Here is a 22,880-nt window from a genome sequence, read left to right as displayed (position 1 = left end):
GAAAGCCTATTTACATGAATAAATTGAAAAAGCGTATTCTTGCTTTATTTTATATTACGTCTTTAAGCGTAAGCAGCCTTCTAATAAAGGGATTTTTGATTCCGTCGGCCTTCGCGCAGACTGCTATTGTTGTTACAGTGAATGGCAATCCTATCACAAATTATGATATACAAAGGCGTGTTGCATTTCTCAGATTGCAACAAAAGCAAGGTAATTTGGTGGCACAAGCTAAAAAAGAGCTTATCGATGAAGAGCTAAAAAATATTGAAATAAAACGCCGTAATATTGAAGTAACCAATGATGAAGTTGATAAAGCTTTTGAAAACTTTGCAGCGCAAAATAATATGACTCTTGATCAGCTCAACCACATTCTAATCGAAAGTGATATTACTGTGCAACATTTTAAAGACTACATCCGTGGACAAATAGGATGGGGGCGTCTTGTTAACGCACGCTATCAAGCTCAAATTGGTATGGTTAGCGAACAAGAAGCTGTGCGCAGAATATTAAAAAATGGTGGTGTTAAACCTTCAACCAACGAGTATACATTACAGCGCATTGTTTTTGTTATTCCTGCCCATCGTCGTTCAGAAATCTTTGAAAGACGTCAGAAAGAAGCAAATAATTTCCGCACCCATTTTCGTGGATGTGCAAATGCCCACAATCAAGCAAGAGGTATTTTAGACGTTACGATCCGCCACTTAGGAAAGTATCTGGAGCCTCAACTTCCCAGTGCATGGGAGCAAGCTATTCTTGCAACACCTGCTGGAAAAATGACAAAATTACAAGAAACATCTGATGGAATTGAAGCAATTGCTGTTTGCAAAATAAAAAGGGTTTCTGATGATTATGTTGCTCGGCTGATATTTTCTCTTCAAGATAATAAAAAAAGAAGTCCGAAACAACTTGAAGAATTAAGCGAAAAATATTTAGAAGAACTGCGGCGTGTCGCTCGTATTCAATAATGACTGCTCTTGTTGTTAGTGGTGGTGATCCAGCCGGAATTGGTCCTGAAATAGCTCTAAAAGCATGGAGCTTGCGTGTTACTCGTCAAGTTCCGGCTTTTGTACTTGTTGCTGATCCAGATGTTATTCGTTCGCGCGCTCGTTTTTTACAGATTGATGTTGAAGTGGAATCTGTTTTAACCACCAATCCTGTCGAAAACTTTCAAAACGCTCTCCCTATCATACCATTAAAAAACAAACAAAGTGATCAATTGGGGGTTTCCTCTCCAAACAATGCTGCTGGAATCATTGAATCTATTGAGCGCGGTGTTCAATTGATTCAAAGTAGACAGGCTTCTGCATTGGTTACTTGTCCTATTGCCAAAAAGAATCTTTATGATGCCGGATTTGAATTTCCAGGTCATACAGAATTTTTGGCTGATTTAGCCCATAAAGCTTTTCATAAATCTTATCATCCAGTTATGATGTTAGCAGGGCCTCGATTAAAAACGGTACCAATAACTGTTCATATTCCATTCAAAGATGTTCCTTCACAGCTGACCGATCGTTTAATCATTCAAACGGCCTTCATTACTGAATGCGACTTAAAAAAACGGTTTAAAATAACGTCACCTCGACTGGCTGTAGCTGGTCTTAATCCTCACGCTGGAGAAAGAGGTGCAATGGGAAAAGAAGATATTGAAGTTATCACACCTGCTATTGAATATCTTAAAAAGAAAGGAATCAATATTACTGGTCCACTTCCTGCCGATACAATGTTCCATGAATGCGCAAGAAAAATATATGATGTGGCTCTTTGCATGTATCATGATCAAGCTCTTATCCCTGTGAAAACATTAGATTTTGATACCACCGTTAATGTTACGTTAGGTCTCCCCTTCATTCGTACGTCTCCAGATCACGGAACTGCTTTTAATATTGCTGATAAAGGTATAGCTTCTCCTGAAAGCTTTATTGCGGCTCTTAAGCTTGCAAATCAACTTGCAAAAAATAATTCGATATCATGCCAATAGATAATCTCCCTCCTCTGCGTGAAGTCATTGATACATATGGGTTACAAGCGCATAAATCGTTGGGACAAAATTTCCTTTTTGATCTGAATTTAACCTCTAAAATCGCTCATCAAGCAGGCAATATAAAAGGAAAACCTGTTCTTGAAATTGGTCCTGGTCCTGGAGGGCTCACGCGCGCCTTGCTAGCAAAGGGCGCGATTGTAACAGCAATAGAGCGTGATGAGCGCTGCATACCAGCTCTCTTAGAAATAGAAAAGCACTATCCGAACAAATTAAAACTTATTTGTAATGATGCATTGAAACAAGATTTTTCAAAACTTTTTGAAACAAACTCAGAAAAACCACGCATTATTGCCAATCTTCCTTATAATATTGGTACGCAACTCTTATTAAATTGGCTGTTAGTGGAACCATGGCCTCCTTTTTATGAATCAATGACATTGATGTTCCAACATGAAGTTGCTAAACGAATTACGGCCAAGCCTCAATCTTCTCATTATGGACGTCTTAGTGTCTTAACTGGTTGGCGTGCCACGGCTAAAATTGCTTTTGATGTGCCGCCTCAAGCCTTCGTACCAGCGCCTAAAGTAACTTCTTCTGTTGTTCATATTATTCCACGAACTCAACCTCTTGTCTGCTCTGCACAAAAACTAAGCTTTGTTACAAAAACCGCTTTTGGACAAAGACGAAAAATGCTTCGTCAAAATCTCAAAACACTTGGAGGTGAAGTACTTTTAGAAAAAGCAGGAATTGATGGAACACGCCGTGCTGAAACACTTTCAATTTCTGAATTTGTGACTTTAGCGAATTTGATAACCTAAAAAGTATAACTTTTTTAAAACAATAAAAATATTAATTAATCTTTTCAGAAATAAGTTCCTTAATAAAAGTTTCAAGAAAAGCACTTCTCTCGCGTTTTGCGGTTTCAGCTAAATAAATGGACCGAATAAAAGACAAAGACTGATCTAAATCTTCATTGATCACAATATAATCATAAGAACGCCAATGTTTTAGCTCCGTTCGTGCATTTTCCAATCGTAAATTAATGATATCTTGGCTATCTTCTGCTCGACGATATAAACGCGCAACAAGCTCTTTCATTGATGGTGGAAGAATAAAAACAGAGACGGTGTCTCTTGGCATCTTTTTTTGCATCTGCTTGGTACCTTGATAGTCGATATCAAATAACATATCACGACCAGCACTCAATGCATTTTCAACGGTTTCACGTAACGTTCCATAATAATTCCCGTGTACTTCTGCCCATTCAATAAATTCATCTCTATCACGTTTATGTTCAAACTCTTCCTTCGAAATAAAGTGATAGTGGAGTCCATTGACTTCACTGGGACGCTTTTCCCTTGTGGTTGCACTGACAGAAAGCTCTAATTGTCCATCTTTTAAAAGTAACCTCGAAATTGTTGATTTACCAGCACCTGAAGGTGAAGAGAGAATAAATAAAAAACCGCGTCGTTGATTTGTTTTTAGAGTATTCAATTCACTTTCAATGACTGTCATTACACCACTCTACTTTGTATAAATTTTTCTTCAAAATTTGAACGATACATTATTTCAACCTTTTCCCTAATCAATTATTTTGTCAGCAGTTCTCCATGCTATTCTGCACTTTCATTGAGATAATTTATCAGAAATATTTTCATTTCTTTCTTAAATATTTTGTATCTATACGCTCATCTCATTTGTAACATACAAGAAAATAATTTTTTATCATTCTCATCAAAAGATTAAGTAGTAAAATCTTACTATATTTGGGACTCTCATTGATGATGCCAGAAAATTTTGTATCATCATAAATTAATGTTTTGCCTTTAATTCTCGCCACTTGCGAACATTCATATTATGTTCTTCTAAGGTTTGAGAGAAAACATGTCCTCCTGAACCGTCCGCAACAAAATAAAGCGCATCACTGCTTGGTGGATGTGCTACTGCTTTCAAAGAATCACGACCTGGATTTGCAATAGCTGTTGGGGGTAAACCATTAATTTTATAAGTATTATAGGGTGTTTCCTTCTCAAGATCTGAACGGTAAATTGCACGACCTGATGGCTTCCCTTTTCCTCCAAAGAGACCATAAATTACCGTTGGATCTGATTGAAGACGCATATGCTTTGCAAGGCGGTTATAAAATACCGCAGCAACCATTGGTCTTTCTGCTGCAACGCCTGTTTCTTTCTCAACAATTGAGGCCAATATGACAAATTCATCAATTGATTTAATGGGTAAATCAGGTGAACGCGTAGCCCATATCGCATGAATTAATTTTTTCTGTCCCTCATACAATCTATTTATAATTTCTTTACGCGTTGTTCCTCGAATGAAGCGAACAGTATCCGTCATCAAATAGCCCTCTGGAGGCAACGTTTTTGGAAGATCCCCAATCAAAATTTCATTGGCCGCTAATCGATCGAAAACTTGCTGAACCGTTAAACCTTCCGGTACTGTAAAGGTATACTCAATGGATTTTCCTTTCACAAGAATATCCATAATATCCTGCATTGAAGCATGGGCTGGAATTAAATATTCACCAGCCTTCAGGTGACTGGTGTTTTTGTAATAACCAACCCCATAAACAAAAATATCTGATGATCGAATTAAACCACGTTTTTCTAGCAATGAAGCAATTTCGCGAATTCCTGTCCCGGGATGGATAAGAACAACTTGTGCTTCCTCAATTTTTTCCTTTTCTTCAAAAATACTTTTTCCAATATAAAGAGGAATACTTATGCCGAAAAGAATAATCACTATCAGCATGAGAAAAAAATGACCAAGAATAACCAAAGGATTACGGACAATGGATGATTTCTTTTGTTTTTTATGTGTTAACATGCCTAACTATCCGCTTAATGATTCGAAGAGGAATCACTTATGCCCTTTAATGATTTTTCCTTTTCCACATCAGACACAACCCCTCAATAGCAATTAAGGACAATATTACGATTTCTTATTTACCTTATAATAAAGGTGAAAATTCAAAAGCAGAAATTAAATAAAAATACTTATTATCCCCTAAAACGTCTCATCACCAACGATGCATTTGTCCCACCAAATCCGAAAGAATTGGAAAGTATCGTATCAATCTTTCGTTCACGTGGTTTATGCGGGACAAGATCGATTTTCGTTTCAATCGATGGATTATCAAGATTAAGTGTCGCTGGCGCTATATTATCCCGTATAGCTAAAACACAAAAAATAGCCTCAGCAGCACCTGCTGCACCAAGTAAATGCCCAATAGAGGACTTCGTTGATGACATAGAAACTTGTGGCGCATAATTTCCTAAAACACGTTCAACAGCCTCTAACTCTATGGAATCAGCCATCGTTGATGTCCCATGAGCATTAATATAATCAAGTTCACTCACATTCACTTGTGCACGCTTAAGAGCGGCCATCATACTACGCTGAGCTCCTTCACCACTTTCTGAAGGTGCTGTAATGTGGTAAGCATCACCCGATAAACCGTAACCAATAACTTCAGCATAAATACGCGCTCCCCGCCTTTTGGCATGTTCTAGCTCCTCTAAAACAACAACTGCCGCTCCCTCCCCCATCACAAAACCATCACGATCAGCATCATAAGGACGTGAGGCCCGTTCAGGATCATCATTGCGACAAGTAGAAAGAGCTCTACAAGCAGAAAATCCCGCAAGAGATATCCGATTTATCGGAGATTCGGCTCCTCCTGCCACCATAACATCTGCATCACCGAACATAATCAAACGTGCCGCATCACCGATCGCATGAGCCCCTGTCGAACAAGCTGTCACAACCGAATGATTAGGCCCCCGTAAACCATATTGAATAGACACATAACCAGAAGCAAGATTAATCAAACGGCCTGGAATAAAAAAAGGAGAAACACGGCGCGGACCTTTATCCCGAAGCGTATAACCAGCTTCAACAATGCCCTCAATCCCTCCAATTCCCGAACCAATTAACACCCCTGTACAAATCTGATCTTCATCACTCTTAGGAAACCATTCAGCATCTGCAAGCGCTTGGTTAGCAGCAGCCATTGCATAAACAATAAATGAATCAACCTTACGTTGCTCTTTAGGTTCCATATACAAATCAGCATTATAGGTCCCCTCTGTTCCATCACCTAAAGGGATACGTGCTGCAATCTGGCATGGTAAATCGGACACATCAAATTCAGTAATTCGCCGAACACCACTCCTTCCTTCAAGAAGTCGTTTCCAACTATATTCGATATTACCAGCCAATGGAGATACCAATCCTAAACCAGTAACAACAACACGTCTCATAACTTCTAACCTTGAACTAGACCTCAGCTTTCACAACTCTTTTTTCAAAAGAGCTCCGAAGAATACAGGCAAAAGCAATCAATGCCTTTGCCCTTTCAGTAATCATGCAGAAGCTTTATCAATGAACTTGACTGCATCACCAACTGTGAAAATCGTTTCAGCAGCTTCATCTGGAATTTCTATACCAAATTCTTCCTCAAAAGCCATAACGAGTTCAACCGTATCAAGACTATCAGCCCCTAGATCATCGATAAAGCTGGCATTTTCTACGACTTTATCAGCATTAACCCCCAGATGTTCCACAATAATTTTCTTAACGCGCTCTACTGTATCACTCATGTTGAAATCCTCGAATTTATATTTTCCTATAATTTGGTTAACTATATCAGCTCATCTAATCAAGCAATAGATGCATTCATTTAAAAGATTTTAGCAATGATTTAAAGCACCCTGTGGATATCCCCTGCAAAATGAACCAATTTGACATTCCGATATCAATTGATCAACGACCATGTTAAAGAAATAGTGTATCTTTTCATATCAATCGTTACTATCTAAAATAATCCCGCTTATAAATCAATGTGGAATGCAAGAAAATACTTAAATCATTGCCATTCCACCGTTAATATGGAGTGTTTGTCCTGTCATATAGGCCGCTTCATCGCTCGCTAAATATACAGCAGCAGTGGCTATTTCTTGCCCACTCCCCATACGCTTCATTGGAATTGCTGCCATAATGGATTCTTTTTGTTTTTCATTAAGCTTATCTGTCATGGCAGATTTAATAAATCCTGGAGCAATACAATTGACAGTAATATTTCGTGAAGCAATTTCTTGTGCCAATGCTTTAGAAAAACCGATCAAACCTGCTTTTGCAGCACAATAATTCGTTTGTCCAGGATTTCCTACAACACCAACAACAGATGTAATATTAATAATTCTTCCATAACGACGACGCATCATAGAATGTGTTAATTCACGCGTCAAAAGGGAAGCAGCCGTTAGGTTAACTTCTAAAACTTCATCCCAGTGTTTATCTTGCATCCGCACAAAAAGACCATCCTTGGTGATTCCCGCATTGTTGACCAAAATATCAACACCATCCATTTCTTTTTCTGCAACTTCAGCCAATTGTTTAATCGATTGGCGTTCGGAAAGATTAGCGGGAAAGACAAAAACATTCTGTTCTAATTCCGCTGCCATTTCTCTAAGTTTATCTTCACGTGTTCCATGAAGTCCAACAATGGCTCCTTGTGCATGAAAACAACGTGCAATAGCCTCACCAATTCCTCCTGATGCCCCCGTTACAAGAGCTTTACGTCCTGTTAATTTAAACATTTTTTTTAACTCCTTACTGATTAAACACCAAGCGTCCCTAGCGCTGATTCTATTTCATCAACTGTTCCAACTGTTATTCCCTTTATATCCTTGTTAATACGACGCGTTAAACCTGTTAATACTTTTCCAGAACCAATTTCAAAAAGCGTATCAACTCCATTAGCGCCAATCCATTCTATTGTTTCGCGCCACCGCACCCTCCCAGTCACTTGTTGGACAAGAAGAGTAGCAATACGCTCAGGATCACTTTCTGGTGCAACAGAAACATTGGCAATCAAAGGAACAATAGGTGCTATTTTGTTAACAGCCAAAAGTGCTTTCTTCATGGCATCGGCAGCAGGCTGCATTAAAGACGAATGAAAAGGTGCAGAAACCGGAAGCAAAAGCGCACGTTTTGCACCTTTTGTTGATGCAATCTTTACCGCTACCTCAATGGCTTTTGCTTCACCTGAAATAACAATTTGCCCACCACCATTATCATTGGCAATCTGGCATAGTCCTTCTTCAGAAACAGTTTGGCAAATTTCTTCCACAACGTGCTCTTCCAAACCGATAAGTGCCGCCATAGAACCTTCATCAACCGCGACAGCAGCTTGCATGGCATTGCCACGAATACGCAAAAGCCTTGCCGTATCTGTGAGACTAAAGCTACCAGCCGCACAAAGAGCCGAATATTCGCCTAAAGAATGGCCCGCAACAAACTTTACTTTTTTTTCTATATGAAGCCCTAATTGTTCCATCACACGAATGACAGCCATGGATACAGCCATTAATGCTGGTTGTGCATTAGTTGTTAACGTTAAAACATCTGCTGGTCCTTCAAAAATGATCTCTGATAATTTCTCACCCAACGCATCATCAACTTCCTCAAAAACCATCCGCGCCGCAACAAATTTCTCTGTGAGCGCCTTCCCCATACCAACAATTTGACTCCCCTGCCCTGGAAAAATAAAAGCTGCACCCATTAATCAACTCCTAAATTATGCCATTAAATTAGTTTCTTTTGACCTTATTCATCCGCACAAATCAAGACAAAGTCTTTTATTTAGAACGAATATCCCTCTTAAAATTATATTTTAAGGGCGGAATTTGATATAAAAACTTAGGAAAATATGGGGCTATAAACTGAACAACACTCAAACTTATGAAACTTCCTAAAATTATACCTGCTAAAATATCAAAAGGGTAATGTACACCCACAAAGATGCGCGCCCAACAGATTAAGCATAAAAACACCACAGCAAATCTAAAAGTCACTTTGTATCGATAAAAATAAAAGCTCGCTGTATAAGATGCAATGGTCAAGGCATGATTACTTGGAAAAGAAGATGTTGCACGATGTTTTATCAGTGGTGTTGTCAACCCTACAACGAATGGACGTGGATGAAAATAAAAAAGAGAAATGAGATAACCTATAAAAAGAGCAATACAAATGCTCATGCAAATGCTTAGCACGACACATCGCTCCCTTTCTCCACCACAAAACCACAACACACAAAAATGAAGAGGGATAACGTAAATTAAAAACTTTGCACAAAAAATACTAAACAAAACTAAAATTGACCAAGACTGATGATTTCCGACAAGAATCTCAAAGAGCGTAACATCAATCTGGTTTAAAAAATCCATTTTTCTCTCCTTATCTGTATGTTACAGTCCTATATCTTTGTAGAAGAAAGAAATATATCGAAAATATATCAAGATTTAATAAATCCATTTTTTTATGTGCGTAAACTTGCTATTTTAAAAGATAACCTGTAAATGTGAAATGTTCGTTGCCGGCACTTTAGCTGGAGGTTGAACGGAGGGCTGTAAAATCAGTAGGAGATATAATGTTTCCGGCCTCCCGTGTCTCCGCTCTGAGATGTCTCAAATCGTAAACGCGTCCTTTCTTCTTTGGATTTCCAAAAAAGACAAGTCGCAGAGGCTTTGCGCTAAAACCGGTAAAATTTAATTGAAGAAAGGCAAAACAATGGCTCTTTATGAACATATGTTCCTTGCCCGACAAGACGTTGCACCGCAGCAGGTTGATGAACTTTTAAGCCTTTACAAAGGTGTCATTGAAACGCACGGTGGAAAGGTTGGGCGTATAGAAAATTGGGGACTTCGTCCTCTTGCTTATCGTATTCGTAAAAACCGTAAGGCTTATTATGTATTGGTCAATATTGATGCACCAGCTGCAGCAATTGCTGAAATGGAACGTCAAATGCGAATCAATGAAGATATTTTGCGCTATATGACCATTCGTGTAGAAAAACACGAAAAAGAAAAATCTGCAATGCTTTCACACCTTGATCGCAATACACATATTGGTCAGGATGAAGAGCGCTCTCGTTCCTCACGTCGTCAACGTGAAAATGCTATAGAAGGGGTAGAATGATGACTGATACGAATCAAAACTCTGCACGTCGCCCTTTTCATCGTCGTCGCAAAACATGTCCTTTTTCAGGAGCTAATGCTCCTAGAATTGATTATAAAGATATAAAATTATTACAACGTTATATTTCGGAACGTGGAAAAATTGTTCCCTCACGAATTACAGCTGTTAGTCAGAAAAAACAGCGTGAATTAGCTAACGCTATAAAACGCGCTCGCTTTTTAGGCTTACTTCCATATGTGATAAAGTAAATGATCAATACACTCTTGCAACTGGGGAATCTCTCCAGTTGCTTTTCTTATATGGTTTAGAGAAATAGCTTATTGTATCCTATGTTAAGCACTTAAATATAAAAGTTGAGGGATTGATATGCCTCTAACTGCAGAAAGCAGGACAGCAATGAAAAAAAATCGTACTTATGAGATATTAACCGGTGTTGTTGCAGGATTATTTGCTGTTGTGATAGACATGGCAATCATCAGTGTTGCCAATATAGCGCCTTCTTTTTCTCTTCTTCTTGGCTGCTTTCTTTCATTACCAATTTTTATTGTTGCTTTCGGCCAAGGAACATTTGCCAGCTTTATTGCCTTAGTAAGTGCTACTCTTGTTCTTGTCGTAACCACTGATATCTATATTGCTCTTGGTCTTATGTTGTTATCTTTTCTTCCTGCTGTTTATGCCTCTTGGCTTCTTGGACTTGCACGACCAGCGCAAAAAGAAAACTCACTGATATGGTATCCATTATCATCCGTTATTTTTCATTTAACAAACTTTATTGCTCTGATAGTAACCTTCATTGGACTCTACGTAAAAGCCCATCCAGACACTCCTCTCATTGCAAAAAAAATCACTGAAAATATCGTACAAACCCTACAACAATCGCAGTCATTAAAAGAAGCTAATATCCTTGCTGTTAGTGATTTTTTAATGGTACATGCTGCAACATTGGCAGCTATCGCTCTGACAGTTTATAGTTTGATTTTTCTCATTGGTAATCTTTATTTTTCAATGATAATAGCCCAATATATGAAGTGGCTAAAAAGACCGCGCGATGATTGGAGCAAAACGCTTCGCCTTCCGATTTCTGGAATTGTCATTTTCATTGTTGTTTCCATCGCGTCAATGGTTGAATTCAGCACTTCCCTTAATTTGGGGACATGTGTCTTTAGCTCTGCCTATATTGTTACTATATCAATTAGCGGTCTAGCGTATCTTCACAATATTACAAAAGGGGTAAACGGTCGGATTATTATACTTTCCCTTGTTTATATTGCTATTTTAACTATCGTTTTTTCCCCACCTATCTCTTTCATGATGTTTTTGATGGGTATTTGGGCTGCTATTCAATACAACATTCAATCACGTAAAAAACTTCACTAAATTTATTTGTTCGAAAGGAAAGACTATGGATATTATTCTACTTGAGCGCATTCCTCGTCTTGGTCAGATGGGTGATATTGTCTCAGTGAAAGATGGTTATGCACGTAATTTTCTCTTACCTCAAGGTAAAGCTTTACGTGCAAATGAAGCTAATAAAAAACATTTTGAGATACAACGCGCACAACTTGAAGCACGTAACCTTGAACGCAAAGGCGAAGCGCAAAAAATTGCTGAAAAACTTGATGGTCAATCATTTATTGCTGTGCGTTCTGCTGGTGAAACAGGACAACTTTATGGATCTGTGTCAACACGTGATATTGCTGAAATCATAACAAATGAAGGATTCTCTATTGGACGAAATCAAATTGAACTTAATCATCCAATAAAAATGATCGGTCTTCATACGATTACCCTTAACCTCCATCCTGAAGTTCAAATTTCTGTGGTTATTAACGTGGCGCGTTCCACGAGTGAAGCACAACGCCAAGCAGAAGGTGAAACTCTTACTTCTGTTGAAGAAATATATAATATTAAAGAAGAAATATTAGAAGAAAATCAGGAAGAATTGTTGACAGAAGAAATTAATGAAAGCGATATAGATAGTCCTCATCAGGAAGCTTAATTGCTATGTTTTAATTTCTTTTTTATATGTTTTATTCCATTTAATATTGGTCATAAAATACTCACTTCTTAAAATTGAGTATTTTATGACTATCATGCATAAAGAATCTAATTTTTATGAAGAATTAGAGATATATTATCTAAAGATATTGCATGCTCAAAATGATAATATCGCTAAGAAGAAATGTTTTTTATTATCCACCATAAAAATAAAAATAATTTAAAGTTCTACTCTTGAGGATAAAAGTTTGTATGAGCGAAGAGTTGATCATATCTTCATCATTTTAAATAGAGAAAAGTAATTCTACCTACACCGATACTGGATTTTAAAATACTTAAATTTAGATTACCGAAACGACCTCTTTAAAAAATCACATATTATAAAAACAAAACATACGAAATAGATATTATATAAATAATACACGAATGATAAATGAGCAACGAAAAGAGAGTTCTTAAAAATTGTATGATTTTAACTTAAAATGAAGCTTTATAGCCCTATTCTTTCGATGTACATCCTTCAATTTATCGTCTCAAGTAGCTAGGTTTAGAATTTTAATGGGAAAATATTATGGAAGAAACTAGCGTTGTTAATGTCAGCTCTTCGAAAAAAGAAGATTCTCCATCTTTTCGACAACTTCCGCATAATATTGAAGCTGAACAGGCATTACTTGGCGCCATCTTTATCAATAATGATTCTCTTGATCGTGTTTCGGATTTTTTAAAACCAGAACATTTTTTTGAACCATTACATCAAAAGATTTATGCTGTTTTATCTCATCTTATTAAAACAGGAAAACTTGTAGATCCGGTTACGATCAAGCCCTATATCCAAATGGAAGAAAAAATTGGAGATATTACTGTATATCAATATGTTATTCGTTTAGCCAAAGAGGCTGTCACCATTATTAACGCTGAAGATTATGGACGCGTTATTTATGATCTTTTTATCCGTCGGTCTTTGATCAACCTTGGAACTCAAGTTGTCAATACAGCCTTTGATGCTCCTGTAGAGCTTACGCCTGCCCAACAAATTGAAACTGTTGAAAATCAGTTATTTGAGCTTGCAGAAAAAGGGAAATATGGAGGTGGATTTGAAAATTTTAATGAAGCTGTCAAAAAAGCACTCGATATGGCAAGTGCTGCGAAAAAGCGTTCTTCACAATTATCAGGGATAGCCACCCATATTAAAACACTTGATGAAAAAATGGGAGGATTACAAGCATCCGACTTAATTATCCTTGCGGGACGCCCTGGTATGGGGAAAACTTCACTAGCGACCAACATTGCCTTTAATATTGCCAATGCTTATAATCGTAATGGTAATACCGAAGAAAATGAAGGTGGTATTGTGGGATTCTTCTCACTTGAAATGTCTTCAGAACAGCTTGCAACACGTATTATTTCCGAACAAACAGAAGTCTCTTCTTCTGATATTCGACGTGGTAATATTTCAGATGAACAATTTTCAAAAATTATTCGTGCGGTGAATCAACTTCAAAAGGCTCCCCTTTATATTGATCAAACTGGGGGAATATCAATTACGCAACTGGCGGCCCGTGCCCGACGTCTTAAGCGACAACATGGTTTGGATATTTTAATTATCGATTATATTCAACTCATGACAAGTGGCTCAAAGCGTTCATCTGAAAACCGTGTTCAAGAGATTACAGAAATTACGACGGGACTCAAAGCTTTAGCTAAAGAGTTGAATATCCCTATTATTGCTTTGTCACAACTTTCACGTCAAGTCGAAAACAGAACAGATAAACGTCCACAACTTTCTGATCTACGTGAATCTGGCTCTATCGAGCAAGATGCCGATATTGTTCTTTTTGTCTATCGTGAAGAATATTATTTCAAAAATGAAGAACCCAAGTTAGGCACTTTAGAACATACGAAATGGCAAGATGAAATGGATAAAATTATGGGAAAAGCTGATGTTATTGTTGCAAAACAACGCCATGGACCGACAGGAATCGTATCCCTTGCCTTTCAATCTGACTTCACACGCTTTAGTGATCTGGCAGATAGCAATTATCTTCCAGAACAAATTGGTTAAATCACTATGGTACGGAACCGTGTTCAATTTATCTGTCAAACTTGCGGAACCGCCCATTCTCGTTGGGCAGGGAAGTGTAGTGCCTGTGGAGAGTGGAATTCTCTTGTTGAAGAAAATATAAATGGTGGCATAGGAAGTGCTCCTAAGCAGAATACGCGTAAAGGACGCATCGTCGCCCTTACATCTCTTTCTGGAGATATCCAAGATGCTCCACGTATTCATTCTGGTATTGCTGAACTTGATCGTGTTACCGGTGGGGGCTTTGTCCGTGGATCAGCACTCCTCGTTGGTGGTGACCCAGGTATTGGAAAATCAACCTTACTAACACAAACAGCTGCGGCCTTATCGCGCAAAGGACATAATGTTATCTATGTCTCAGGTGAAGAGGCTATTGCGCAAATTTGTTTGCGTGCGCAAAGACTTGGAGCTCATAATACAGAGGTGAAACTTGCTGCTGAAACCAATGTTGAAGATATTCTTGCAACCTTAAGCGAGCATAAAAACCTTGATATGGTGATTATCGATTCAATTCAAACCTTATGGTCAGATACAGCAGATTCAGCACCAGGTACTGTCACACAAGTCCGTATTGGTGCTCAAGCTATGATACGCTTTGCCAAGAAAACAGGCGCTGCTGTTGTTCTTGTTGGTCATGTTACAAAAGATGGACAAATTGCTGGTCCTCGGGTCGTTGAACATATGGTTGATGGTGTTCTCTATTTTGAAGGTGAAGGAGGGCATCATTATCGCATTCTTAGAACTGTAAAAAATCGCTTCGGGCCAACAGATGAAATTGGTGTCTTTGAAATGTCTGATAAAGGATTACGCGAAGTGATTAATCCATCCGAATTATTTTTAGGAGAACGCAATGAAAAAGCCCCAGGCGCTGCTGTTTTCGCCGGCATGGAAGGAACACGCCCGATATTGGTAGAAATTCAAGCGCTTGTTGCTCCTTCTTCCCTTGGAACACCAAGACGTGCGGTTGTTGGATGGGATGGAAATCGCCTTTCTATGATTTTGGCCGTTTTAGAAGCCCATTGCGGCATTCGTTTTGGGCAGCATGATGTCTATCTAAATGTAGCAGGTGGATATCGCATATCAGAACCCGCTGCTGATTTAGCTGTAGCCGCCGCTTTGGTATCCTCTCTTGCCAATATTCCTTTGCCAACAGATTATGTATATTTTGGTGAAGTCAGTCTTTCAGGAGCTACCCGCGCTGTTGCACATTCAGCCCAACGCATCAATGAAGCAAAAAAACTCGGCTTTCAGGGAGCATTTCATCCCACAACAACAACCAAAATGATGAAGTCGATCAATTTTCAACAAAAAACTTTCTCCGACCTACCCGAACTTGTTGCCGCCCTTACCGCTAGTAAAAATGGTCTGCACCACAGGAAAAGTAATATAGAAAAAAATATATAAAATACAAAATATCCTTGCTATAAGAACAAAAAATGGCATAACAAAAAATATATTTGCATACTGACTTAAAAGAACACAACTTTATTTATAAGGAACAAACAAATGATCATAACAATCCTTGATGGAATTGTCGTAATAGTCATCCTGTTGTCCGCTTTTCTTGCTATGCTTCGAGGATTTTCACGTGAAGTGTTATCATTGATTTCTTGGGCAGTTGCAGCTGTTACGACACTGTTTTTATTCAAACCTGTCTTACCTTTTTTTGAACAATATCTCTCTAACAAAATGATTGCATTGATCACAACATTGGTCACAATTTTCATTATTGTCCTTATTATTACTTCAATTATTACAATGAAAATCTCCGATTTTATTATTGATAGTCGAATTGGTATCCTCGACCGTACTCTTGGTTTTATTTTTGGAGCACTTCGCGGTTTACTGATTATGGTCATCGGTATGTTACTGATTAATGCCCTGATTAAACCCGAGCACCAAGCGAACTGGTTAAAAGATGCTAAAACAAGGCCTATTTTAGATTCACTGGGACAAAAAGTTGGGGAAATACTCCCCAAAGATCTTGGGTCTGTTCTCGAAAAAGTGGAAAGTTTGTTTAAAGATAACGATAAACATACGCGCAAACAAAATTCTCATTAAAAAACGCTCCTCAGAAATAGAGAATAGCTTTTTATGAGGAAAGAGAACTAAATGGTATAAAATGTGATATGAATGATTCCTTCATATCACAACTGAAAGAGTATGATGATAAAAAGTGATATTTCCTGCCAAGAATTTTCATTAGATGATGATACCCTTCATGAAGAATGTGGAGTTTTTGGTATTCTTGGGCATGAAGATGCTGCAACATTAACAGCTCTTGGACTCCATGCACTTCAGCATCGTGGGCAAGAAGCAGCTGGGATTGTTTCTTACCATAATAAAATATTTCATCAAGAAAAGCATTTAGGTCTTGTTGGTGATCACTATACAAACCCTGCAACACTTGCACGTTTACCAGGAAATCGCGCTATTGGACATACCCGTTATTCAACAACTGGAGAAGTGGCATTACGCAATGTTCAACCCCTTTTTGCTGAATTGAAAGCTGGAGGCATTGCTATTGCACATAATGGTAATCTTACCAATGGTCTTACATTGCGCCGTGAACTCATCGCTTCTGGTGCTATCTGTCAATCAACATCAGATTCAGAAGTTTTTCTCCACCTTATTGCCCGCTCGCGTTATGAATCCTCTTCTGATCGTTTTGTTGATGCAATTCGGCAAGTAGAAGGTGGGTATGCTATGTTAGCGCTCACACGTACAAAGCTTATTGCAGCCCGCGATCCAACAGGAATTAGACCTCTCGTGATGGGGGAACTTGATGGTAAGCCGATCTTTTGTTCTGAAACTTGTGCTCTTGATATTATTGGAGCAAAATATGTCCGTGATGTTAAAAATGGAGAAATCATCATATGTGAAATACAAAAAAATGGAGAAATTACCAAAAAAATTATAAAACCAGAAAATACAAAACCAGAAAAACTTTGCTTGTTTGAATATGTTTATTTTGCCCGCCCAGACTCCATCGTTGGAGGGCGTAGTGTTTACACTACACGCAAAAATATGGGAATTCGCTTAGCACAAGAAGCCCCTTGTGAGGGCGATGTTGTGGTTCCTGTTCCTGATGGAGGAACGCCTGCCGCAATTGGCTATGCACAAGAAATTGGAATTCCTTTCGAGCTTGGTATTATTCGTAATCACTATGTTGGTCGCACTTTTATCGAACCAACGCAACAAATTCGTGCTTTTGGCGTCAAGTTAAAACATTCGGCAAACCGTCCTGTGATTGAAGGAAAACGTGTTATTCTGGTTGATGACTCTATTGTACGGGGAACAACATCCCTTAAAATTGTGCGAATGCTTCGTGATGCAGGAGCAAAAGAAGTCCATATGCGCATTTCTAGCCCTATGATTTTTTATCCTGACTTTTATGGTATTGATACACCTAAAGCTGAAAGCCTTTTAGCAAATCAATATCCAGATTTAAAATCTATGTGCAATTTTATTGGAGCGGACTCTTTAGAATTTCTTTCAACGGATGGATTATATCTTGCTGTAGCAGGAGAAAAACGAAATAATGCCGATCCACAATTTACTGACCACTATTTTACTGGATATTATCCTACGCATCTGGTTGATCAAGAAAATCTCTCCAAAATTCATCAATCATCTGTTCTTAAAACAAGAGATTAATGATGACAAAACATGACTTTAGTCTCCATGGGCGCATTGCACTTGTTACTGGTGCATCAAGGGGGATTGGTTATTATTTGGCACTCGAGCTCGCTGCACGTGGTGCTCACATTATTGCTCTTGCCCGAACAGTCAGTGGGCTTACTGAATTGGACAATCAAATCCGAGAAAAAGGGGCTTATGCAACCCTTGTTCCACTGGATTTGCATCACATGGAAAACATCGATACTCTTGCTATATCAATTGCTAAACGCTGGAAAAAACTTGATATTATCGTTGCAAATGCAGGAATCCTTGGAACACTCTCACCAATAGCGCATATAGAAAACACAGTATTTGAAGATGTTTTTCAAATAAATCTTATCAGCCAATGGCGCTTAATAAAAGCCCTTGAGCCTTTATTACGTGAATCTGATGCTGGACGAGCCGTCCTGTTATCGTCAAGCGTTGCACATGTTGCACGCCCTTTCTGGGGAGCTTATGCAGCCTCTAAAGCGGCTTTAGAAATGATTGCCCGCTGTTGGGCAGAAGAACTCAAACAAACCTCTATTAAAATTAATTGTGTCAACCCTGGAGCCACACGTACTGCTATGCGCGCTGAAGCTATGCCTGGTGAAGATCCACAAACACTCCCCTCGCCACAAGAGGTTGCAAAAAAAATAATCCATTTGCTCTCTCCTGATTTAAAGGAAACTGGAAAACTTTTTAATGTCCGTAAAAATCGGTTTGTGGATTATCATGTCCCGCATTGAACATCACCTGGGACAGAAATAGTTCAATCTCTCTCTTTTTCCTGTGCTTCTCAACAGAAGAATGAAGCACTTTATGATTCTTCGATCGCGTTAGCATCAGCCTTTTTCTCTTCTAAAGCAGCACGTTTATTATAAGCAATAAAGCTACAGGGGAGAAAAATCATATAACCAACAGCTGTAATCAATAAAGTTGTCCATGTGTAAGTCGCAAGAAAACCGACATAAATAACAATGACCAACATGCACGGTATAACGATATCACGCCTCAAATTTTGATCAATTGTTTTTGCATTCCACACCGGTAAACGGCTAATCAAAAGAAAAGAAATAATTACAGTATAAAGACTAAAAAATAATGCCCACCCCCTATTGGGAACCAAACCAAGAGCGCCTAAATAGGTAGGCAATAAAAGGAGTAACGCTCCTGCAGGTGCAGGAACGCCAACAAAATAACTTTTCTGCCATTGAGGTATATCGGAACTCTCCAACATCACATTAAAACGAGCTAATCGTAAACAACAGGCAACACAATAAACAAGAGCTGCAACCCAACCAATGTGATATGCTTGATTTAAAATGAAGGAATAAACAATAAGTGCAGGGGTAACACCAAAATTTATAACATCAGCAAGAGAATCCATCTGCGCTCCAAAAGATGAACTCCCATCTATTAAACGAGCAATACGACCATCAGCACCATCTAAAACAGCAGCCAAAAGCACCATTAAAATAGCCGCCTCATAGCGATGCTCAAAAGCCAAGCGAATGCTGCTCATTCCGGCGCAAATGGCTAAAATAGTAATGATATTGGGAATGACATACCGCATTGATGTCGGTGAGTGCCGCCGATTTGCAACATCATCATTTTGCCCCTCAGGATTGAATGAAGAAAATGGCGAAAAATTTTTCATCGTGTGGTCCTAATCATATCTGAAGTCCGTTGTAGCACTCTTATCATCAAAAGAACCCAAAACTGTCTCTCCAGCAATTGCTGTTTGTCCAACTGCAACGCGCAATTTCATTTCAGTTGGTATATAAATATCAAGGCGAGAACCAAAACGAATCAATCCAAATCGCTCTCCCGTGATAACGGAATCATTTTCTTTTGACCAACAAACAATCCGACGGGCAAACATTCCCGCTATTTGTACGATACCAATTTTTCCATGCTTGCTATCAATGACCACTCCATTACGCTCATTAAACTGGCTAGCCTTATCAAACTCCGCATTAGTAAACCGACCAGGATGGTAAATGATAGACTCTACTGTACCACTGACAGGAATACGGTTGATATGGCATGAAAAGATATCCATAAAAATGGAAACACGGATCATTTCATCTTTCCCTAAACCTAATTCATCGGGTGGAACACATGATTCCACAAATGAAATACGCCCATCTGCAGGTGACAAAACCCAATTTGAATTCAAAGGGATTACACGATCTGGATCACGGAAAAAGTATATACACCACACTGTAAGGATAAGACCACACCAAAATAATGGACTCCATATCCAACCAAGAATGAGCGAAATAACAAAAAACGCTATAATAAAAGGATAACCTTCTTTATGGATCGGTACAAAGCTATTATGGACAGATTGTAGAATACTCATATAATTTCCTATTCATCGTAAACTTAAACAAGCAATAAACCTTTTTGTTCCTCTTGTCTCTTTTTATGTATTTAATCAATCACTTCCTATAAAGATATAGATTACATTTTGCCCACCTTATTTTTTACGATTAACAATACCCGTCTCATCTTCTTCGCGCATTTTACGTAATTTTTCTTCAGCTTGCGATGCTTCAAGCTGCTTATTCCACATTGAAGCATAGAGACCTTTCTTTCGTAAGAGCTCTGTATGCGTCCCATTTTCAATAATACGACCACTTTTAAGAACCAAAATTTCATCAGCATTGATAACCGTAGAAAGACGATGCGCAATAATTAATGTTGTACGTCCACGGCTTACAATATCCAATGCTTGTTGAATTTCCTGTTCCGTCGCCGTATCAAGAGCTGCTGTTGCTTCATCTAGAATAAGAAGTGGGGGGGCTTTTAAGAGTGTTCTTGCAATAGCCACACGTTGTTTTTCACCCCCTGATAATTTGAGACCACGCTCTCCTACCATAGATTGAAAACCTTCCGGTAACATCTCAATAAATTTTGATATTTGTGCCATTTCAGCAGCTTTGCGCATCTCTTCATCTGTCGCACTTGGTCGCCCATAGCGAATGTTATAGGCAATTGTATCATTAAATAACACCGTATCTTGTGGAACCATGCCGATCGCTTCACGCAAACTTTTTTGTGTTATGTCACGAATATCCTGACCGTCAATTGTGATAGAGCCTGCATCAACATCATAAAAGCGAAAAAGTAATCGAGAAATGGTTGATTTACCTGCACCCGATGGACCGACAATGGCGACTGTTTTCCCTCCAGAAACTTCAAAATCGATATCTCTGAGAATCTGACGCGTCGAATCATAAGAAAACTTTACCTGATGAAAACGAACGGTCCCATTGCTTATCTCTAAGGGTTTAGCATCCGATTTATCAACGATCTCCTGCTGAACATCCAAAAGATCAAACATCGCTTCCATATCTGTTAAACCTTGTCGAACATCACGATAAATTGAACCAATAAAATTCAGTGGAATAGAAAGTTGCATTAAAAGGGCATTAATAAAAACAAAATCCCCTAAAGTTTGTGTCTTATAAAAAACTTCATAAGCCGACATCAGCATCATGATCGTCATTCCAGTACCAAAGATCAGAGCCTGACCAAAATTAAGCCAGCTTAATGATGTCCAAATCTTTGTTGCGGCTTTTTCATAACCTGCCATAGAGGCATCGAAACGACCAGCTTCTAGAGTTTCATTGCCAAAATATTTGACCGTTTCAAAATTCAAAAGAGAATCAACAGCGCGCGTATTTGCCTCAGTATCTGCTGTGTTCATTTGTTGCCGAATACGAATACGCCAATCACTCGCCTTAATGGTAAACAAAGTATATAATAAAACCGTTAAAACAACGATGAGAAGATAATACCATCCGTAACTTATATAAAATACAAGGGACGTTAATATAAACTCTAAAACTGTCGGTACAGTATTGAGAATTGAGAACCTTACGATCGCTTCAATTCCTTTTGTTCCACGCTCAATCACACGAGAAAGCCCACCAGTTCGGCGTTCTAAATGAAACCGTAGAGATAACTCATGAATATGTATAAAGGTTTTATAAGCTAATTGACGAACAGCGTGTTGACCAACAGTAGCAAAAAGGGAGTCGCGTAATTGATTTAATCCAGCCTGCATAATACGGGCAACATTATATGCTAAAATGAGCATGATTGGAATAATCAAACTGGATGGAAACCATGTAGGGAGCTTAAAGCTTGCATCAAGCACATTGGTAGAATATTTAAAGAAATATGGTACAGATATAAGAATGAGCTTGGCTAAAACAAGATAAAATATCGCCCATAGTACACGTATTTTTAGATCACGCCGATCTACCGGCCACATATAAGGCCATAAATTGTAAAGTGTGTGCAGAGTTTTCCCTGTATCTGATGATACAGTCTTTGTCATTTCATTGCGTTTCATAAAGCCCTTACTTCTCTATCATCCACAAAAATAGGCTTCTTGTGGCTGTTTATAAGTTTCTTACGCTTCCAATAAGCTATACCTATTCGTTGTTTGAAGTTAGACTGTTTTCGAAAAAGGAACAAGAAATAATCCACTATACAGTTTATTATTTTGATCTGTATTCTCATACCACTCTGCTGCAAATAAATTTTCAATTTTTGTATGCTTTTTTTTCAATTCTGCCTGAAGCCACTTTTTTGTCTTACCAATCTCTTTTAGACCATCATCAATAACTTCACCATTTTCTACGACAATCGTCGATCTCTTACCCTCTTCCTTTTTAATAACAGTGCAATCACCATTGGTTTCCAAACGAACAAAAGCAGCTTCGTGTAAATGACACCCTTTAAGACGTAACATTGTAATGAGATCATTAACATTGATCCCTAAATTCTTAATCTTATCCATTTGAAAGTCCCCATCTAAAACCAATGTGACATTCCGCCCTGCGATAAGACGATGACAAAAAACTGAATAGCGTGCAAAAAAATTAAAAGAGGCGATCAACGCTTGCCAAATCAATAAAACAAGCAATAACTGAATGCAGCTAATATTCTGATTATAAATGACTCCTCCAATAATACCCCCCATAACAAAATTGCTGACCAAATCAACGGGAGTCATCTGACTAAGACTACCACGACCCGTCGTTCTTAAAATAAATAGGAAGGCAACAAGACCTACAGAAAGCTTAAGCGCGATATATCCGTAATGATATAAAAATTCCATCATATTCTCCCTTTAATTTATGA

At 38.4% G+C, this 22,880-nt stretch carries 22 protein-coding genes and 1 pseudogene; 12 read left to right on the top strand and 11 right to left on the bottom strand.

The window, feature by feature from the left end; all coding sequences use genetic code 11:
* Positions 1-14: 14 nt before the first annotated feature.
* From B5V81_RS03175 to rsmA, 3 genes are read left to right on the top strand one after another with little or no spacing between them, the layout of a single operon-like run.
* Positions 15-965 (top strand): SurA N-terminal domain-containing protein, encoded by a 951-nt coding sequence (locus B5V81_RS03175; RefSeq protein WP_212112081.1) that lies wholly within the window; start codon positions 15-17, stop codon positions 963-965.
* Positions 965-1,978: a 4-hydroxythreonine-4-phosphate dehydrogenase PdxA gene (gene pdxA, locus B5V81_RS03170; protein ID WP_212112080.1), complete on the top strand. Its 1,014-nt coding sequence runs from the start codon at positions 965-967 to the stop codon at positions 1,976-1,978. Before B5V81_RS03175 ends, pdxA begins: the two co-directional genes overlap by 1 nt.
* Positions 1,969-2,799: a 16S rRNA (adenine(1518)-N(6)/adenine(1519)-N(6))-dimethyltransferase RsmA gene (gene rsmA / locus B5V81_RS03165; protein ID WP_212112079.1), complete on the top strand. Its 831-nt coding sequence runs from the start codon at positions 1,969-1,971 to the stop codon at positions 2,797-2,799. Before pdxA ends, rsmA begins: the two co-directional genes overlap by 10 nt.
* 31 nt (positions 2,800-2,830) lie before the next feature.
* On the opposite strand, the gene gmk is transcribed toward rsmA, so the two are convergent.
* From gmk to B5V81_RS03130, 7 genes and pseudogenes are all read right to left on the bottom strand, one after another.
* Positions 2,831-3,496 (bottom strand): guanylate kinase, encoded by a 666-nt coding sequence (gene gmk, locus B5V81_RS03160; protein ID WP_212112078.1) that lies wholly within the window; start codon positions 3,494-3,496, stop codon positions 2,831-2,833.
* 297 nt (positions 3,497-3,793) lie between these two features.
* Positions 3,794-4,902, bottom strand: a pseudogene (gene mltG, locus B5V81_RS03155) (endolytic transglycosylase MltG).
* Positions 4,903-4,998: 96 nt separating this feature from the next.
* A complete protein-coding gene (fabF, locus tag B5V81_RS03150) occupies positions 4,999-6,261 on the bottom strand; it encodes a beta-ketoacyl-ACP synthase II (RefSeq protein ID WP_212112076.1) in 1,263 nt (420 codons plus the stop codon).
* A 102-nt stretch (positions 6,262-6,363) separates the two neighbouring features.
* Entirely contained in the window at positions 6,364-6,600 is a 237-nt protein-coding gene (locus B5V81_RS03145; RefSeq protein ID WP_005865658.1) for an acyl carrier protein, read from the bottom strand.
* Between the two features lie 261 nt (positions 6,601-6,861).
* Positions 6,862-7,599: a 3-oxoacyl-[acyl-carrier-protein] reductase gene (fabG, locus tag B5V81_RS03140; protein ID WP_212112075.1), complete on the bottom strand. Its 738-nt coding sequence runs from the start codon at positions 7,597-7,599 to the stop codon at positions 6,862-6,864.
* A gap of 20 nt (positions 7,600-7,619) precedes the next feature.
* On the bottom strand, positions 7,620-8,564 hold the full coding sequence (fabD, locus tag B5V81_RS03135; protein WP_212112074.1) for an ACP S-malonyltransferase: 945 nt from the start codon (positions 8,562-8,564) through the stop codon (positions 7,620-7,622).
* Between the two features lie 76 nt (positions 8,565-8,640).
* Complete coding sequence (locus tag B5V81_RS03130; protein WP_212112073.1) at positions 8,641-9,228, bottom strand: undecaprenyl-diphosphatase; 588 nt, start codon at positions 9,226-9,228, stop codon at positions 8,641-8,643.
* 343 nt (positions 9,229-9,571) lie between these two features.
* Here B5V81_RS03130 and rpsF point away from each other — a divergent pair, with 343 nt between their 5' ends.
* The 9 genes from rpsF to B5V81_RS03085 all read left to right on the top strand — a co-directional run bounded on the left by rpsF (position 9,572) and on the right by B5V81_RS03085 (position 18,466).
* Entirely contained in the window at positions 9,572-9,979 is a 408-nt protein-coding gene (rpsF, locus tag B5V81_RS03125) for a 30S ribosomal protein S6 (protein ID WP_212112072.1), read from the top strand.
* On the top strand, positions 9,979-10,227 hold the full coding sequence (rpsR, locus tag B5V81_RS03120) for a 30S ribosomal protein S18 (RefSeq protein ID WP_039759862.1): 249 nt from the start codon (positions 9,979-9,981) through the stop codon (positions 10,225-10,227). The genes rpsF and rpsR overlap by 1 nt, the downstream gene beginning before the upstream one ends.
* A 148-nt stretch (positions 10,228-10,375) precedes the next feature.
* Positions 10,376-11,356, top strand: coding sequence for a hypothetical protein (locus tag B5V81_RS03115; protein ID WP_212112071.1), 981 nt, complete (start codon positions 10,376-10,378; stop codon positions 11,354-11,356).
* A 25-nt stretch (positions 11,357-11,381) separates the two neighbouring features.
* Positions 11,382-11,978: a 50S ribosomal protein L9 gene (gene rplI / locus B5V81_RS03110; RefSeq protein ID WP_212112070.1), complete on the top strand. Its 597-nt coding sequence runs from the start codon at positions 11,382-11,384 to the stop codon at positions 11,976-11,978.
* 570 nt (positions 11,979-12,548) lie between these two features.
* Positions 12,549-14,039, top strand: a complete 1,491-nt coding sequence (locus B5V81_RS03105) for a replicative DNA helicase (protein ID WP_212112069.1) — start codon at positions 12,549-12,551, stop codon at positions 14,037-14,039.
* A 6-nt stretch (positions 14,040-14,045) separates the two neighbouring features.
* A complete protein-coding gene (radA, locus tag B5V81_RS03100) occupies positions 14,046-15,461 on the top strand; it encodes a DNA repair protein RadA (protein ID WP_212112068.1) in 1,416 nt (471 codons plus the stop codon).
* 102 nt (positions 15,462-15,563) lie between these two features.
* Complete coding sequence (locus tag B5V81_RS03095) at positions 15,564-16,118, top strand: CvpA family protein (protein ID WP_212112067.1); 555 nt, start codon at positions 15,564-15,566, stop codon at positions 16,116-16,118.
* A 105-nt stretch (positions 16,119-16,223) separates the two neighbouring features.
* Positions 16,224-17,714, top strand: a complete 1,491-nt coding sequence (purF, locus tag B5V81_RS03090; protein ID WP_212112066.1) for an amidophosphoribosyltransferase — start codon at positions 16,224-16,226, stop codon at positions 17,712-17,714.
* A 2-nt stretch (positions 17,715-17,716) separates the two neighbouring features.
* Positions 17,717-18,466 (top strand): SDR family NAD(P)-dependent oxidoreductase, encoded by a 750-nt coding sequence (locus B5V81_RS03085; protein WP_212112139.1) that lies wholly within the window; start codon positions 17,717-17,719, stop codon positions 18,464-18,466.
* 71 nt (positions 18,467-18,537) lie between these two features.
* Here B5V81_RS03085 and pssA read toward each other — a convergent pair whose 3' ends face one another.
* The 4 genes from pssA to B5V81_RS03065 all read right to left on the bottom strand — a co-directional run bounded on the left by pssA (position 18,538) and on the right by B5V81_RS03065 (position 22,857).
* Positions 18,538-19,377, bottom strand: a complete 840-nt coding sequence (gene pssA, locus B5V81_RS03080) for a CDP-diacylglycerol--serine O-phosphatidyltransferase (protein ID WP_212112065.1) — start codon at positions 19,375-19,377, stop codon at positions 18,538-18,540.
* A 9-nt stretch (positions 19,378-19,386) separates the two neighbouring features.
* Positions 19,387-20,085 (bottom strand): phosphatidylserine decarboxylase, encoded by a 699-nt coding sequence (locus tag B5V81_RS03075; RefSeq protein WP_212112064.1) that lies wholly within the window; start codon positions 20,083-20,085, stop codon positions 19,387-19,389.
* A 117-nt stretch (positions 20,086-20,202) separates the two neighbouring features.
* Positions 20,203-22,086 (bottom strand): ABCB family ABC transporter ATP-binding protein/permease, encoded by a 1,884-nt coding sequence (locus B5V81_RS03070; protein ID WP_212112063.1) that lies wholly within the window; start codon positions 22,084-22,086, stop codon positions 20,203-20,205.
* Positions 22,087-22,185: 99 nt separating this feature from the next.
* Positions 22,186-22,857, bottom strand: coding sequence for a DUF421 domain-containing protein (locus tag B5V81_RS03065; RefSeq protein ID WP_212112062.1), 672 nt, complete (start codon positions 22,855-22,857; stop codon positions 22,186-22,188).
* Positions 22,858-22,880: the final 23 nt, after the last annotated feature.

It is taken from the genome of Bartonella queenslandensis (genome assembly GCF_018155095.1).
In the GTDB taxonomy this organism is placed as follows: Bacteria; Pseudomonadota; Alphaproteobacteria; order Rhizobiales; family Rhizobiaceae; genus Bartonella; species Bartonella queenslandensis_B.
Note: the sequence above shows the minus strand (reverse complement) of the source record. Positions and strands in the feature narration are given on the sequence as shown.

Bases quoted from the DNA above. Each gene is read 5' to 3' on its own strand.
- gmk (WP_212112078.1), bottom strand. From the start codon at position 3,496: ATGACAGTCATTGAAAGTGAATTGAATACTCTAAAAACAAATCAACGA.
- rplI (WP_212112070.1), top strand. From the start codon at position 11,382: ATGGATATTATTCTACTTGAGCGCATTCCTCGTCTTGGTCAGATGGGT.
- fabD (WP_212112074.1), bottom strand. From the start codon at position 8,564: ATGGGTGCAGCTTTTATTTTTCCAGGGCAGGGGAGTCAAATTGTTGGT.
- pssA (WP_212112065.1), bottom strand. From the start codon at position 19,377: ATGAAAAATTTTTCGCCATTTTCTTCATTCAATCCTGAGGGGCAAAAT.
- B5V81_RS03085 (WP_212112139.1), top strand. From the start codon at position 17,717: ATGACAAAACATGACTTTAGTCTCCATGGGCGCATTGCACTTGTTACT.
- B5V81_RS03175 (WP_212112081.1), top strand. From the start codon at position 15: ATGAATAAATTGAAAAAGCGTATTCTTGCTTTATTTTATATTACGTCT.
- B5V81_RS03095 (WP_212112067.1), top strand. From the start codon at position 15,564: ATGATCATAACAATCCTTGATGGAATTGTCGTAATAGTCATCCTGTTG.
- fabG (WP_212112075.1), bottom strand. From the start codon at position 7,599: ATGTTTAAATTAACAGGACGTAAAGCTCTTGTAACGGGGGCATCAGGA.
- pdxA (WP_212112080.1), top strand. From the start codon at position 965: ATGACTGCTCTTGTTGTTAGTGGTGGTGATCCAGCCGGAATTGGTCCT.
- B5V81_RS03105 (WP_212112069.1), top strand. From the start codon at position 12,549: ATGGAAGAAACTAGCGTTGTTAATGTCAGCTCTTCGAAAAAAGAAGAT.
- fabF (WP_212112076.1), bottom strand. From the start codon at position 6,261: ATGAGACGTGTTGTTGTTACTGGTTTAGGATTGGTATCTCCATTGGCT.
- B5V81_RS03075 (WP_212112064.1), bottom strand. From the start codon at position 20,085: ATGAGTATTCTACAATCTGTCCATAATAGCTTTGTACCGATCCATAAA.
- rsmA (WP_212112079.1), top strand. From the start codon at position 1,969: ATGCCAATAGATAATCTCCCTCCTCTGCGTGAAGTCATTGATACATAT.
- B5V81_RS03070 (WP_212112063.1), bottom strand. From the start codon at position 22,086: ATGAAACGCAATGAAATGACAAAGACTGTATCATCAGATACAGGGAAA.
- radA (WP_212112068.1), top strand. From the start codon at position 14,046: ATGGTACGGAACCGTGTTCAATTTATCTGTCAAACTTGCGGAACCGCC.
- B5V81_RS03065 (WP_212112062.1), bottom strand. From the start codon at position 22,857: ATGGAATTTTTATATCATTACGGATATATCGCGCTTAAGCTTTCTGTA.
- B5V81_RS03145 (WP_005865658.1), bottom strand. From the start codon at position 6,600: ATGAGTGATACAGTAGAGCGCGTTAAGAAAATTATTGTGGAACATCTG.
- rpsR (WP_039759862.1), top strand. From the start codon at position 9,979: ATGACTGATACGAATCAAAACTCTGCACGTCGCCCTTTTCATCGTCGT.
- B5V81_RS03115 (WP_212112071.1), top strand. From the start codon at position 10,376: ATGAAAAAAAATCGTACTTATGAGATATTAACCGGTGTTGTTGCAGGA.
- B5V81_RS03130 (WP_212112073.1), bottom strand. From the start codon at position 9,228: ATGGATTTTTTAAACCAGATTGATGTTACGCTCTTTGAGATTCTTGTC.
- rpsF (WP_212112072.1), top strand. From the start codon at position 9,572: ATGGCTCTTTATGAACATATGTTCCTTGCCCGACAAGACGTTGCACCG.
- purF (WP_212112066.1), top strand. From the start codon at position 16,224: ATGATAAAAAGTGATATTTCCTGCCAAGAATTTTCATTAGATGATGAT.